We start from the raw sequence: 13,752 nt of genomic DNA, 5'->3' as shown, positions 1-13,752 counted from the left end.
CTCTAGGGGCGCGGGGAACTGCGCGACCAGCCACAAAAGACCCGCAGCCGGCCACGCAGCAAAGCAACCGATCTCTCAACCGTTACGCGACTTCCACTCAGCCTGAGCCTCATTCAACTGCCCAGCCATCGTGTCGAGGAATTCCTTCGCCTTCATGTCCCCGTTGAGCACCTTCTGGAAGTTGGGCTCGTTGTCGGCCTTGGAGATCGTGTTCCAGTCCGGCAGGTAGTAAGGCAACTGCACAATCGACGTGGACCCATCGGTCAACGCGGCAGCAGCCAGCTTCGTGGGCTCGGCCTTCGAGATCCACGCATCCTTCGCGGCCTCGTTGTTCGAAGGAACCTGCCCCGCGGCCTCATTGAACTTCGAGTTCTCCTCGTGCGAGGTGGCGAACTCGATGAACTTCCACGCGGCGTCCTTGTTCTTGGAACTCTTGAACAGCCCCATCCCGTCAACGGGGTTGGACACCTGAACCCGCTTGCCACCGGAACCGACCGGCTGCGGAATCCCCCGGAACTTCTCCGTCCCCAACGCCTTCACATGGTCCTGGTACGACCCCAGGTTGTGGTTCAGCATCCCGATCGTGCCGGAATCCCACTGGGCGACCATCTTGGTGAAGTCGTTGTTGAGGTCGGCGGCCGGAGTGACCTTCTTGTACAGCCCGGCGTACTTCTCCAGCGCGGCCACGTTCTTGGGGTCGTTGACGGTCGTCTTCTCACCACTGGAGTCCCAGAAGGAGGTGATTCCCGACTGCCCGTACATGGCATCCAACGCCTGCGCGATCGACCCGGACCCACCACGAATGGTGTAACCGAACTCGTTCTTACCGGAGTTGGTGAGCTTCTCCGCCGCCGCGTAGAAGTTGTCCCATGTCGTCGGCTCCGCAAGACCGGCCTTCTTGAACAGATCGGTGCGGTAGTACAGCACCCCGTTGTTCGCGGAGGTCGGAATCGAGTACAGCTTGCCGTCCCCGCCGCCGGCGGCCGTCAGCGAGGTGACCATGTCCTTGTTGAGCTTGCCGTTGAGGGAGGACTTGGCGAGCCGGTCGTCCAGCGGCTCCAGCGCGTTCTGCGCCGCGAACCCGGCGAGCATCGCCGCGCCGACTCCGCCGACGTCGGGCAGGCCGCCGCCCTGGATGGCGGTGTCGACCTTGGACTGGTAGTCGGTGGACGGGATCCCGACGTACTCGACCTTGATGTCGGGGTTGGCCTTCTCGAAGTCGGCGATGACCTCCTTCCAGATGTCGGTGCGGACACCGCCGTTGTTGTCCCAGAAGACGATCTTCCCGGTGCCACTGCCCTCGGCGCCCTTGTCGCCGCCCGCGCTGCTGCCGTCGTCGCCACAGGCGGTGGCGGTCAGGGCGAGGACGGACCCGAGGGCGACGGCCATGGCGGCACGCCTGCTTCTGCGGATGCTGATCTTCATTGGTCGGCTCTCTTCTTCTGGATCCAGCGGAGCTATGGAGTTGTGGGGGTCAAAGGGAGATCAAAGGGGCGCTTAATGGCGGGCATACGGCGCCCAGCCGTCCGCACCCCGGAGGTACTCGGCGACGGTGTGCTCCCGCGCCTGGTCCGCACTCATCTGCGGCCGGTCCCCGGTCACGGCGGCACCGGGCCCGAAGTTCCGGTACTCGGTGAACCGCGCGTCCTTCCACGAGAACCCGCTCATGTCGGTCCACGGCGAGGACTTGATCGCGGCCGGCAACTCGGTGTTCCGGATCAGCACCTGCGCGACCGCCGCGGGCTCACCGCCCGGATGCCAGGGCCGCCCCAGATGGAACGTCCCGGCGGGCGCGTCGCTCACGATCTTCGAGTCGGTGATCAGAAACCCGTACAGGTTGCCCGTCCAGGTCGACGCGGCGGTGATGTAGCCGTTGTTGCTGTACGAGCCCCGGCTCAGCGCCCGGATCACGGACCGCTCGATGACGGTGGTCGCCCGGCCGTAGATGAAATCGACGTCGCCCTCGATATAGGAGTCGCGGACGTACACCCGACTGATCACATCCAGCTTCGGACTGTCGGTCATCAACGTGTCCTGATTACCCAGAAACGCGACGTCCTCGAAGACGATCCGGTCCCCCGTCGTCTTCATCGCCAGCGCCTGCTCACCGTTCAGCTCGTGCGCGGCCTCGTCGAAGTCGTTGCTGAAGGTGAGATTGCGCGCGGTGACGTCGTTCGCGGCAATCCGTACGGTCGCGCTCCCCGTCGAACCCCCGTACGCGGCGGGCGTGTCGAAGACGACGACGGTGTCGGAGCGGTCCCGTCCGGTCCCCTGGAGCGCGATGTGCGGCTTGTTCGCGGGGATGAACACCTTCTCGCGGTACGTCCCCGGCGCCACCGCGATCGTCACCGGCACGGCGTTCCCGTCGGGCACGGCGTCCACCGCCGACTGCACGGTCGGATAGTCGCCCGGGACGTGCAGGGTCACGCCGATGTTCTTCTGCGGCCCGGAGAACCGGGTGACCAGGGCGGGCACGGCGGCGGCCGGGTCCAGCCGGTAGTCGTAGAAGTCCCGCGGTTCGAAGGCGGCGCCCCACTCGTCGTGCCTGCCCGTCGTGTTCTTCAGGATCGACCCGCGCTGCACCAACTCCGCGGTGGTGTCGGCCTGATAGGGATGCTGGACGTCGCGGTAGTAGCTGTTCTCGATGACCATCTTCGTCCGGCCGCGCGACCAGTTGCCGTACGTCCACACCGGGTCGCCCGGGTCCGTCTGCGCGGTCAGGTAGTTGTTGTAGAGGTGCGCGTAGGCGGCGTTGTCGATCGAGGGGTTGCGCTGCTTGGTGTGGGCGAAGAGGTTGTGGTCGACCGTGATCTGGGTCCTGACGTTGGTCGTCCAGCCCAGGCCGAAGGTCTTGTTGTTGTTCTCGAACCGGTTGTAGGAGACGGTCACGTACTCACTGTCCTTGCGGACGTCGAGCTGGCCGTCGCAGATGTTCGAGAACCTGTTGTGGTCGACCCACACATGGTGGACGGAGTCCATCTGGATACCGTCGAAGTCGGTGTCCTTGCAGTCCCAGTTGCCCTCGATCGCCGAGTCGCGGATCGTCATGTTGCGGATGACCACGTTGTGCGTGCCGGGTTCGAGATGGAACTCGCCCTGCACCAGCTCCCCGCCCGTGCCGACCCCGACGATCGTCTTGTCCGAGGCGACGGTGATGTTCGCGCCGAAGGGCTGGGCGGTGATCGCGCCCTGGACCCGGATGACGTACGGCTCGGGCGCGGCCGCGTACTTGGCGAGGGCGGCCTGGTCGGTGACGGTGACGACCTTGCCGCCCGCCCCGCCGGTCGTGCCGCCGGCGAGGGAGGCGAAGCCGTGCGCCCGGTCGCTCCAGCGGCCGACGGAATCCGAAGGGGCATCGGCCTTCGCCTCGCCGATCGCGCCCAGCCCCAGGGCGGCGACGAGCCCCAGGACTGCGGCGGCGGTTCTGCCGGCGAATCTCGGCAAGCGCTTGCTACGGAGGTGCGTCATTGCGGCTCCCAACAGGCTCGACAGGCCTACGAATGCGATGCGGTGCCTTACAGGGCGCTGATCCTGAACTGCGTGAAGGTCGCCGCACCGGCATGTCCCGGACCGGCGGGAGCGAGGGCGAACAGGCCCAGCAGGGCGCCGACCCAGCGCCACGGCGTGGCGGCGAACACCGGTCCCGAGGCACGCGGGCCGTCACCGACGTCGTAGAAGAACCGGCACCGCGCCCCGGCCCCGATCTCGATCCGCAGCCGCACCCGTCCCTCGGGCGCGAGGCGTGCGTGATCGGCGTCCCGTTCCTTCTCCGCGACGGCCTCCGCGAACCGGTGCACGACATGCACCGCCCCGTCCGTGCCGCGCTGGAGCCCGATCCAGCCGAACGCGTCCCCGAGCACCGCGAGCCCCGCCCGCGCCCCCGGCTCCTCGCCGTCCAGCCGCAGCTCGACCTCCACCGCGGATGGCGTGCCCGGCAGTCGCTGGGTGAGGATGCTCGGCAGTCGGCGCAGGTCGTGGGCGTCGGCATGGCGCACGCAGGCCAGTTTCAGACCGTCGCCGGAGTGCTGGGTGGCCCAGCCGTCCTGCGGGTTGGCGGTCCAGGACCACTGTCGTCCGAAGCGTCCGCCGGGGAAGTCGTCGTCGGTGGCCGGCGCGGCGGGCGGCTGCGGCGGCAGGCCGGGGGTGCGGTGTACGGCGACGGGAGCGCCGTCGTCGCCGAGCACCGGCCAGCCGTCGGCGCCCCAGCGCATCGGCTGGAGGTGGACGACACGGCCGTACGCGCCCTTCTGCTGGAAGTGCAGGAACCAGTCCTCACCGGACGGGGTGCGCACCCAGCCGCCCTGGTGCGGTCCGTTGACGTCGGTGTCCTTCTGTTCGAGGACGATCCTCTCGTCGTACGGCCCGAAGAACCCGCGCGAGCGGAAGGCGCCCTGCCAGCCGGTCTCCACTCCCCCGGCGGGCGCGAGGATCCAGAACCAGCCGTCGTGCCGATACAGCTTGGGCCCTTCGAGGGTGAACCAGCCGGGGATCCGGTCCCCGTCGACGATGACCTTGCCGTCGTCGAGGAGTTCGGTGCCGTCGGGGTGCATCCGGTGGCCGGTGAGCCGGTTCTTGACGCCGGAGCGGGACTTGGCCCAGGCGTGTACGAGGTACGCCTCGCCGGTCTCGTCGTCCCAGAGGGGGCAGGGGTCGATCAGGCCCTTGCCGGCCTTCACCAGACGGGGCTTGGTCCAGGGGCCGCGGATCTCGGGGGCGTTGACCTGGAAGATGCCCTGGTCGGGGTCGCCCCAGAAGATCCAGAAGCGGTCGTGGTGGTGCCGGAGGGACGGCGCCCAGACTCCGCAGTCGTGGCGCGGCGAGGTGAACTCGCCCTCCGGCTCCAGGCGTTGCAGGGCATGGCCGACCAGCGTCCAGTTCACCAGGTCGCGGGAGTGCAGCAGAGGCAGGCCCGGGGCGCGGCCGAAGCTGGAGGCGGTGAGGTAGAAGTCGTCGCCGACGCGGACGACGTCGGGGTCGGACCAGTCGGCGTCGAGGACGGGGTTCGTGTATGTCTCGCCGGTCACGGGCTCACCGCCTTGCGGACCAGGGACGCCGCTTCCAGCCTGCTGATACGGCCGTCGGCGACCACGGTGACGATGCGGCGTACGGCGGTCTCGCCGGGCGGGATCGGCAGCCGCGCGTCGACGGCGAGGGAGGAGCCGACGCCGGGGTACTCGGTGGCGCGCACGAACCACGGGTCGCGGCGGGTCTGTTCGGTGGCCCCGGCGAAGATCAGGGTCCAGGTGGAGCCGGTGAGCGCCACCCAGGGGGCGACGGTGCCGTGGATCGCATCCTCACCTTCCCTGTCGACGGTGAACACCTCCGGCGCCGACGCCTCCTTGCGGGCCCGCCAGAAGAAGCCGCCGTATGCCGCGCCGGGGCGGCCGTTGGTGGCGGGGCTGCCGATGGAGAGGGGGCCGGAGGTGACGTTGGTGAGGGAGAAGGTGAAGTCCAGTGCCCAGGCGAACCGGGTGAGTTCGGTGGCGGCGACGGTGCGGCGCTCGCGCAGCAGCTCGGCGCCGGACGCCACCCAGCGCAGTTCCTCGACGAAGCCGTCGGGGTCGCGCAGTTGGAAGGTGGTGTGCCGCTGGGCGCCGTGGTTGTCGAGCTCGGTCGGGCCCTGGTCGCGGACATAGGTGCGTCCGCCCCAGAAGTTGGACCCCTCGACGTCGGGAACGGCGACACCGACGCCGAGGTGGTGTATGTGGTCGGCAGGGCTGAGTTCGGTGACCGCCGTGCCGGCCAGGGTGGTGACCGGGTGCAGATACGGGCGCGGGGCGAGCCGGGGAGGCAGTTCGGGCCGGGTGACGTACCGGCCGACCGGTCGGCCCGCGACGCGCAGCACCGCGGTGTCGGGGGGAGTCATCAGGTGCTCACCTCTTTCGTTCGTGCCGGGTCGGCCCAGGGGGCGCCCAGCTCGGAGTAGAGGGCGAGGGTGTCGGCGGCGGCGGCGACCAGGCCGTCGATGCCGGGGACGACGCGGCGCCGCTCATCGGGAAGCGGGCGCCAGGCGGCTGGGGGCAGCGGGGCCGGGTCGGGGGCCAGTCGAATCGCTTCAACGACCCTCATGAAAGCGCCGGTCATATCGGGCGTGACCAGCAGGTCGGTGCCGTCGGTGAGGTGCTCGACCAGGTTCTCCAGCAGGTCCGTACGGCCGTACTCGAACTCCTCGGGCCCCCGCCCCGCGCGCTGGAGCAGGACGCGGTCCTGCTTGTACCAGAAGGTGATCCGGCCCTGTTCGCCGTGCACGACGACATACGGTTCGTCGGGGTCCTCGGCGCACAGCGTCGCGGCGACGACGACTGGGCGGTCGGCCTGGGCCGTGGTGACGCGGACGCAGGAGGTGTCGTCGGACTCGATGTCGTTGGCGCGGAAGAGTTCGGTCTCGATGCCGGTGACGTCGTCGGCGTGGGTGGTGCCGCCGAGGGCGAGCGCGGTGGCGACGGCGTGTGCGAGGGGGTTGGTGAGGGCCCCGTCGATGACGTCGACGCCGTTGAGCCTGCGCTTGCCGGCCCATGGCGCGCGCCGGTAATAGGCCTCGGGTCGCGCCCACGCACCGGCCCCGCCGATACCGACGATCTCACCGATCGCGCCCTCCGCCATCAGCGTCCGGATCGCGGGCACGGCGTGCGATCCGAGCGACTGGAAGCCGATCTGACAGGCGACCCGGGCCTCGGCGACCCCGTCGGCCATCCGCCGGAACTCGGCGTACGACGGGGCGGGCGGCTTCTCCAGGAGCAGGTGCACGCCCTTGCGCGCGGCCGTCAGGGCGAGGTCGGTGTGGGTCGGGATCGGGGTGCAGATCACCGCGATCCGGGCGCCGGTGGAGTCGAGGAGGGCGCCGAAGTCGGCGGACTGCTCCGGCGTCCCGAGGCCCTCGGGGATCTCCTGTTCCGTCAGCGGGGTCAGCTCGCAGATCCCCGCAAGACGGACGATCCCCTTGTCCTGGAGCCGGCGGATGTTGTCGAGATGCCAGTGGCCATGGCCGCGCGCTCCGGCCAGCACGATGGGTACGGCGGTGTTCATGGGTACGGCAGTGCTCATGGGATCCTCCCTGCGCCCGCGCCCCGGTCCACCGCTCGGTCGGCGGCCTCGGCGCTGTCGATCTTTGTGTGCAGGGTAGGTGTCCAGCCGACGTCGGCCGTGAGGTCGCGCTCGCTGCCGGAGTTGTAGGCGTTGTAGATGGCGAGCAGGTCCACCGGATAGCCGTTGAAGAGGGTGCCGGACTGATGGAGCGCGGTGCCGTTCCAGCTCTTGACCAGGTCGGCGACCTCGATGTGGCCGGGGGTGTGGAAGGCGTTGTTCTCGGCGTAGATCGCGGACTCGGTCGACACGCCGAGGGAGTAGCGATAGTCGTGGGCGTCGGCCGGGACGACGTACCGGTTGTTGTAGAGGTGCACCTGCCCGAAGCGCACGCGCGGTGCCCGCTGGACGACGGACTCGAACTCGTTGTGGTGCAGGGTGACCCGGAGCTTGCCGCGATCACCGGTGGCCGTGTCGCCGTTGCCGATCAGCATCGCCTTGTCGTGGTCGGCGAACCGGCTCCAGGAGACGGTGACCAGGTCGGAGGCGTTGGTGATGTCGAGCAGACCGTCGTGGCGGAGGTAGTTGCGGCCGAAGTAGGTGGGCTCCCCATGGTCCGGGTGCCCCTTGTCACTCAGGCTCACATGGTCGATCCACACATGTGTGGCGCCGCGCAGCCATATGTTGTCGTACGCCGTCTTCCAGTCGCCGAGGCCGCCTGTGTTGGGCTGCCACACAGGGAAGCAGTCGTAGGCGTCGCGGAGTTCGAGGTTGCGGACGATGACGTTGTCCGCGCCCCTGAGCTGGAGGCTGGCGCCCTTCAGTACGGCCTTGTCGCCGAGTCCCACGATGGTGGTGTTGGACCCGACGGCCAACTCGATCCGCTCGGCCTGCCGGGCGGCCGAGGCCTGACGGGCCTCTTCCTGCGGACCGCTGGGCTTGGCTGAGCCCCAGGTGCGGGGGTCGTAGGCGGCCAGGTACTTGGGGGTGCTGTAGCCGTCGGTGGCGTAGTCGGCGCAGTCCAGGTGGTCGCCGGCGTCGTCGGTGTTGGCGTCGATGGTGCCGGTGACCTTGATGATCTTCGGCGTGGCGCTGCCACCGTCGAGGGCCCGGACGAGCTCATTGCGATTTCGTACGGTGAAGACATGGGCGTCGTCTGCGGTGGAACCCCCCGTGGTACCACCGTCGGCGGATGCCCAGCCGTCGTTGAGGGAAAGGGTCTCGCGACTGATATCGCCGAGAGGGGCATCGCCCTTAAGGGGCGCGGGACTGTATCCATATGCGGCTCCGCCGCGGGGCGCGACCAGCCCCGACGGCGCAGCAGACGACCGACCACCCATCGCGCCACTTCCAACGAAGAGCACCGGCAACAACACAGTGACCAGGCCGATCTGACGGACCCTCATCCCTTCACCGCCCCGGCGCTGAACCCCGTGATCAGCCACTTCTGAATGAACGCGAACACGATCACAACCGGCACGGCCGCGATGATCCCGCCCGCTGCCAACGCCCCCAGATCCACACTGTCCGCGCCCATCAAGGTGTTGAGCCCGACCGGGATGGTCTGCTTCTCCTGGTTGTTGAGGAACATCAGGGCGAACAGGAAGTGGTTCCAGGAGTGCACGAAGGCGAAGGAGCCGACGGCGATCAGACCGGGCCGCAGCAGCGGCAGGACGATGATCCGGAAGGCCGTGAACCGGTTGCAGCCGTCGACCCAGGCCGCCTCCTCCAGGGAGTACGGCACGTTCTTGATGAAGTTGCTGATCAGGATCATCGACAACGGCAACTGGAACACCGTCTCCGCGATGATGACGCTGCCCAGCGAGTTGATCATCTGCAGCTCGGCGAAGATCTCGAACAACGGCACCAGCAGCAGCGCGCCCGGCACGAACTGCGAGCAGAGCAGGGCGAGCATGAACGCCCGCTTGACCTTGAAGTTGAAGCGCGCGAGGGCGTAGCCACCGGCCAGGGCGACCAGGGTCGTCATCAGCAAGGTGACGACGCCGACCAGCACACTGTTCTGGAAGTACGTCCCGAAGGCCCGCTCCGTCCAGACCTTCTCGAAGTGGTCGAAGGTCATCGGCCACGGCACGAGCGAGGTCGACCCGGCCGGACGCAGCGAGAACAGCAGGATCCAGTAGAAGGGGATGAGGGTGAAGACGAGGTAGATCGACAGCGGGAGATAGATCTGCCAGCGCGGCACCTCGTCCCAGGAACGCCTCCGCTTCCTCGCGCCCGGCGATTCAAAAGCGGCGGCACGCATAGGCGCCGGCTCAACCTTCGTCGCTTCCTTCACGCTCACTTGTCCTCACCTCCGAACTTGCTCAGCCGCAGATAGACCATCGAGCAGAAGAGCAGAATCACGAACGCGACCGTGGTCAGGGCAGACGCGTAGCCGAAGTTGTGGGCGTCGACGCTGGTGTTGGCGATGTACAGCGGCAGGGTCGTGGTGACTCCCGCCGGGCCGCCGCCGGTCAGGGTGTAGAGCAGGTCGACGTTGTTGAACTCCCACACAGCGCGCAGCAGCGTGGACAGCACGATCGCGTCCTTGAGGTGGGGCAGTGTGATGTGCCAGAACTGCTTGATCCGGCTGGCCCCGTCGACCTCGGCCGCCTCGTACAGGTCCTTGGAGACGGACTGGAGGTCGGCGAGGATGAGGATCGCGAAGAAGGGCACGCCGCGCCAGAGGTCGGCGACGATCGCCGCCGGGAAGACGGTGGAGGTGTCCGACAGCCAGCTGGTGCCGTAGGAGCCGATGCCGGCGTCGGCGAGGTAACGGGTGATGCCCGTCTGGGAGTTGTAGAGCAGCACCCAGATCGCCGAGGTCAGCACCCCGGACACCGCCCACGGGGAGAACACGAGCGCCCGGCCCAGCGCCCGCCCCGCGAACGTCTGGTTGACGATCAGCGCCAGCGCGAGCCCGAGCAGCAGTTGGAGGCCGACCTCGACGAACACCCACTTGGCGCTGAAGACCAGGGTGTCCCAGAACAGCGGGTCGTCGGTGAAGGCGTGGACGAAGTTGTCGAAGCCGGCGAAGCCGTTCCGCCAGGGCTTGGTGGGGTTGTACTCCTGCAGGCTGTAGTAGAAGACGCTGATGACCGGGTAGGCGATGAAGCCCAGCATGAGCAGGGCCGCCGGGGCGATCAGCAGATACGGGAGCCTGCGCGGGGTCGCGGAGGCACGGCGCCGCCGGGGTGGCGCGGGCGGTTTCGCCACGGCTGCGGCTTGGGCCATGACTGTTCTCCGTTCTCGGTGAAGCCGTTCTCGGTGAAGCCGTTCTCGGTGAAGCCGTTCTCGGTGGAACCGTTCTCGGTGAAGCGCTTTCCGATCATCGTTCGGGATCTCGACCAAAGGGGAGGCTTGGGCCGAGGCTTGGTTCAACCGGCGTACGGGTCCTGCACCTTGCCGGGCCGTGCGAGGAACTCGAAGTCGCAGCCGGTGTCGGCCTGGGTGATCTGTTCGTTGTAGAGCGCGCCGTAGCCCCGCTCGTACCGTGCGGGCGGCGGCGCCCACTCGGCCCTGCGCCGCTCCAACTCCTCGTCGTCCACGTCGAGTTGAAGGGTGCGTGCCGCGACGTCCAGGGTGATCAGGTCCCCGGTGCGCACGAGGGCGAGCGGTCCGCCGATGTACGACTCGGGCGCCACGTGCAGCACACACGTGCCGTAACTCGTGCCGCTCATCCTGGCGTCGGAGATCCGCACCATGTCCCGCACCCCCTGCTTCAGCAGATGGTCGGGCAGCGGCAGCATGCCGTACTCGGGCATGCCCGGACCGCCCTTGGGTCCGGCGTTGCGCAGCACCAGCACACTGTCGGCGGTGATGTTCAGCGACGGGTCGTTGATGGTGCGCTGCATGGTCTTGTAGTCGTCGAAGACGACCGCGCGGCCGGTGTGCTTGAGCAGGTGCCGCTCGGCGGAGATGTGCTTGATGACGGCGCCGTCCGGGCAGAGGTTGCCGCGCAGCACGGCGACCCCGCCCTCGTCGGCGACCGGGTTCTCGCGGGTGCGGATGACGTCGTCGTTGTGGACGACGGCACCTTCGAGCTGCTCCCCCAGCGTGCCGTTCACGGTCGGCCGGTCCAGGTGGAGCAGGTCGGTGATCCGGGAGAGGAAGGCGGGCAGGCCGCCGGCGAAGTAGAAGTCCTCCATGAGGTACGTCTGTCCGCCGGGCCGGACGTTGGCCAGCACCGGCACGGTACGGGCGATCCGGTCGAAGTCGTCGAGGGTGAGCTTGATGCCCGCGCGTCCCGCCATCGCGATCAGATGGATGACCGCGTTGGTGGAGCCGCCGAGCCCGAGCACCGTGGTGACGGCGTCCTCGAAGGCGTCGCGGGTGAGGATCTCGGACGGCTTCAGCCCCGTCCAGGCCAGCTCCACGGCACGCCGCCCGGACGCCGCCGCCATCCGCTCGTGCCCGGAGTCGACGGCCGGGATCGCGGAGGCGCCCGGCAGGGTCATGCCGAGGGCCTCGGCCGCCGCGGTCATCGTGGAGGCGGTGCCCATGGTCATGCAGTGGCCGGGCGAACGGGCCAACCCGCCCTGGAGTTCCCGGAGTTCACAGTCGGTCAGATTGCCGGCGCGGTGCTCGTCCCAGTACTTCCACATGTCGGTGCCGGACCCGAGGGTCTCGCCGCGCCAGTGCCCCGGCAGCATCGGCCCCGCGGGCACGAAGATCGACGGAACGTCGGCCGAGGAGGCGCCCATCAGCAGCGCAGGGGTGGACTTGTCACAGCCGCCGAGCAGCACCGCCGCGTCTATCGGATACGACCGCAGCAACTCCTCCGTCTCCATGGCGAGGAGGTTGCGGTAGAGCATCGGGGTCGGCTTCTGGTACGTCTCCGAGAGCGTGGCGACCGGGAATTCGAGCGGGAAACCCCCGGCCTGCCACACCCCCCGCTTGACCGCCTCGGCCCGCTCCCGCAGATGGACGTGGCAGGGGTTGATGTCGGACCAGGTGTTGAGGACGGCGATCACCGGACGGCCCCGGTACTCCTCGGCCTCGTAACCGAGTTGCCGCATACGGGCGTTGTGCGACCAGGTGCGCAGCTGCCCCTCGGTGCCGTACCACTGATGGCTCCGAAGCTCCTCGGGACGCTTTCTGTCGGTCATATCGACCACCCGGCGGCGATGGCGGCGACCTCGGCACGCTCGTCCTCGGGGAGTTCCCGACTGGGCGGGCGTACGTCGCGGCGGCACAGGCCCAGTGAGGCGAGGGCCTCCTTGACGACGGTGACGTTGTTGGCGGAGCCGTTGGCGGCGCGCAGCTCTTCGAAGCGGCGGATCTGCTCCCAGACCTTCATCGCGGCCGGGTAGTCGCCGGATCGAAGCGCTTCGATCATGTTCAGCGAAACGGACGGTGCGACGTTCACGAGCCCCGAGGTGAAGCCGGTGGCGCCGGCCGAGAAGTAGGAGGGCGCGTACGGCTCGGCGAGCCCGGCGACCCAGACGAAGCGCTCCAGGCCCGCGTCCCGCGCGAAGGCGGCGAACTTGGCGGCGTCCGGGACGGCGTACTTCACGCCGATGACGTTCGGGCAGTCGTCGGCGAGTTCGGCCAGCCGCGTGCCGCTGAGCTGGGCGTTGCGGATGTACGGCACGACGCCGAGGTCGGGCACGGCGGCGGCGATGGCGCGGTGGTAGTCGACCCAGCCGCTCTGGGAGACGTAGGGGTGGACGGGCTGATGGACCATCACCATCCGGACGCCGAGCTCACGGGCGTGCAGCGCGGACGCGACGGCGGTGGGCACGTCGTGGCCGACGCCGACGAGGATGGCGGCGCGGTCGCCGACCTCGTCGACGGTCAACTCGGTGACGAGGCGGCGTTCTTGGGGAGTGAGGGTGTAGAACTCGCCGGTGTTGCCGTTGGGGGTGAGCGTGGTGACGCCCCCGTCGAGCAGCCGACGCAGCAGAGCACGGTGGGCGTCCTGGTCCACGCGTCCGTCCTCGGCGAACGGTGTCACCGGGATCGCCACCACGTCGGCCAGGGCCGTCCGCTCGGTCTCGAACGTCATGCCGCTCATTCCTGACCTTCCTGGTCCGCTGCCTCGGGGAACGCTCGCTCGACGAAGGACGCGATATGGGCATGCAGGGCGCGGGCCGCGCTGTCGGCGTCCCCTTCGAGCGCCAGCCGCAGGATCTCCCGGTGCTCGCCGGCCTCGCGGTCCCAGGAGGGGGAGGCGGCCCAGGCGACGGCGGAGACGAGGGCCGCCTGGTCGCGGACCTCGTCGAGCATCCGGCCGAGCAGCGGGTTGCCGCACGGCAGATACAGGGCGCGGTGGAACTCCCGGTTGGCGAGGGAGCGTTCGGCGGTGTCGGTGGCGGCGTCGGCGCGGGTCAGCGCGTCACGGGCGGCGGCCAGGGAGGCACCGCGTCGCACCGCCCGCCGGAGCGCCTCGGGTTCGAGGAGCAACCGCACGTCGTAGATCTCGCGCGCCATGTCCGCGTCCACCATGCGCACCGTGACGCCCTTGTACTGGCTCATCACGACCAGCCCGGTCCCGGCGAGCGTCTTGAGCGCCTCGCGCACCGGGGTCTTCGACACCCCGAACTGCGCGGCGAGATCGGTCTCGACCAGGGCCTGACCAGGCGTCAACTGCCCGGTGAGGATGCGGCGTTTGATCTCCTCCAGCACGAACTGCGTGCGCGAGGGGATCGGCGTGGGCACAGAGGTCATGCGCGCCTCTCGGATATCGCGTCTCATATATGACGTACGAAGTACGACGCGATGAAGGTA

Annotated in this window: 11 protein-coding genes; all 11 read right to left on the bottom strand. The window is 68.7% G+C overall.

Annotation, left to right across the window (positions count from 1 at the left end; all coding sequences use genetic code 11):
- Positions 1-75: 75 nt before the first annotated feature.
- The 11 genes from IE325_RS16740 to IE325_RS16690 all read right to left on the bottom strand — a co-directional run bounded on the left by IE325_RS16740 (position 76) and on the right by IE325_RS16690 (position 13,692).
- Positions 76-1,425 (bottom strand): ABC transporter substrate-binding protein, encoded by a 1,350-nt coding sequence (locus tag IE325_RS16740; RefSeq protein ID WP_190070695.1) that lies wholly within the window; start codon positions 1,423-1,425, stop codon positions 76-78.
- Positions 1,426-1,497: 72 nt separating this feature from the next.
- Positions 1,498-3,468: a pectinesterase family protein gene (locus tag IE325_RS16735; protein WP_190070694.1), complete on the bottom strand. Its 1,971-nt coding sequence runs from the start codon at positions 3,466-3,468 to the stop codon at positions 1,498-1,500.
- Positions 3,469-3,515: 47 nt separating this feature from the next.
- Positions 3,516-5,024 carry a glycoside hydrolase family 43 protein gene (locus tag IE325_RS16730; RefSeq protein ID WP_190070693.1) on the bottom strand — a complete coding sequence of 503 codons (1,509 nt, stop codon included), beginning with the start codon at positions 5,022-5,024 and terminating at the stop codon, positions 3,516-3,518.
- The gene (locus IE325_RS16725) at positions 5,021-5,866 is read right to left on the bottom strand and encodes a DUF6807 domain-containing protein (RefSeq protein ID WP_190070692.1); all 846 of its coding nucleotides are present in this window, start codon (positions 5,864-5,866) and stop codon (positions 5,021-5,023) included. Before IE325_RS16725 ends, IE325_RS16730 begins: the two co-directional genes overlap by 4 nt.
- The gene (locus IE325_RS16720) at positions 5,866-7,044 is read right to left on the bottom strand and encodes a Gfo/Idh/MocA family protein (RefSeq protein WP_229911838.1); all 1,179 of its coding nucleotides are present in this window, start codon (positions 7,042-7,044) and stop codon (positions 5,866-5,868) included. Before IE325_RS16720 ends, IE325_RS16725 begins: the two co-directional genes overlap by 1 nt.
- Positions 7,041-8,429 (bottom strand): pectate lyase family protein, encoded by a 1,389-nt coding sequence (locus IE325_RS16715; protein ID WP_229911837.1) that lies wholly within the window; start codon positions 8,427-8,429, stop codon positions 7,041-7,043. Before IE325_RS16715 ends, IE325_RS16720 begins: the two co-directional genes overlap by 4 nt.
- On the bottom strand, positions 8,426-9,325 hold the full coding sequence (locus IE325_RS16710) for a carbohydrate ABC transporter permease (protein ID WP_190070691.1): 900 nt from the start codon (positions 9,323-9,325) through the stop codon (positions 8,426-8,428). The genes IE325_RS16715 and IE325_RS16710 overlap by 4 nt, the downstream gene beginning before the upstream one ends.
- Positions 9,322-10,257: a carbohydrate ABC transporter permease gene (locus tag IE325_RS16705; RefSeq protein WP_190070690.1), complete on the bottom strand. Its 936-nt coding sequence runs from the start codon at positions 10,255-10,257 to the stop codon at positions 9,322-9,324. The genes IE325_RS16710 and IE325_RS16705 overlap by 4 nt, the downstream gene beginning before the upstream one ends.
- A gap of 143 nt (positions 10,258-10,400) precedes the next feature.
- Positions 10,401-12,131 carry an L-arabinonate dehydratase gene (gene araD, locus IE325_RS16700; RefSeq protein ID WP_190070689.1) on the bottom strand — a complete coding sequence of 577 codons (1,731 nt, stop codon included), beginning with the start codon at positions 12,129-12,131 and terminating at the stop codon, positions 10,401-10,403.
- Entirely contained in the window at positions 12,128-13,039 is a 912-nt protein-coding gene (locus tag IE325_RS16695; RefSeq protein WP_190070688.1) for a dihydrodipicolinate synthase family protein, read from the bottom strand. Before IE325_RS16695 ends, araD begins: the two co-directional genes overlap by 4 nt.
- Positions 13,036-13,692 (bottom strand): GntR family transcriptional regulator, encoded by a 657-nt coding sequence (locus IE325_RS16690; RefSeq protein WP_190070687.1) that lies wholly within the window; start codon positions 13,690-13,692, stop codon positions 13,036-13,038. Before IE325_RS16690 ends, IE325_RS16695 begins: the two co-directional genes overlap by 4 nt.
- Positions 13,693-13,752 lie beyond the last annotated feature (60 nt).

The sequence above is a fragment of the Streptomyces lanatus genome (assembly GCF_014655715.1).
Taxonomy (GTDB): Bacteria; Actinomycetota; Actinomycetes; order Streptomycetales; family Streptomycetaceae; genus Streptomyces; species Streptomyces lanatus.
Note: the sequence above shows the minus strand (reverse complement) of the source record. Positions and strands in the feature narration are given on the sequence as shown.

Coding starts and splice junctions, on each gene's coding strand:
- IE325_RS16740 (WP_190070695.1), bottom strand. CDS start 1,425: ATGAAGATCAGCATCCGCAGAAGCAGGCGTGCCGCCATGGCCGTCGCC.
- IE325_RS16735 (WP_190070694.1), bottom strand. CDS start 3,468: ATGACGCACCTCCGTAGCAAGCGCTTGCCGAGATTCGCCGGCAGAACC.
- IE325_RS16725 (WP_190070692.1), bottom strand. CDS start 5,866: ATGACTCCCCCCGACACCGCGGTGCTGCGCGTCGCGGGCCGACCGGTC.
- IE325_RS16720 (WP_229911838.1), bottom strand. CDS start 7,044: ATGAGCACTGCCGTACCCATGAACACCGCCGTACCCATCGTGCTGGCC.
- IE325_RS16715 (WP_229911837.1), bottom strand. CDS start 8,429: ATGAGGGTCCGTCAGATCGGCCTGGTCACTGTGTTGTTGCCGGTGCTC.
- IE325_RS16705 (WP_190070690.1), bottom strand. CDS start 10,257: ATGGCCCAAGCCGCAGCCGTGGCGAAACCGCCCGCGCCACCCCGGCGG.
- araD (WP_190070689.1), bottom strand. CDS start 12,131: ATGACCGACAGAAAGCGTCCCGAGGAGCTTCGGAGCCATCAGTGGTAC.
- IE325_RS16695 (WP_190070688.1), bottom strand. CDS start 13,039: ATGAGCGGCATGACGTTCGAGACCGAGCGGACGGCCCTGGCCGACGTG.
- IE325_RS16690 (WP_190070687.1), bottom strand. CDS start 13,692: ATGACCTCTGTGCCCACGCCGATCCCCTCGCGCACGCAGTTCGTGCTG.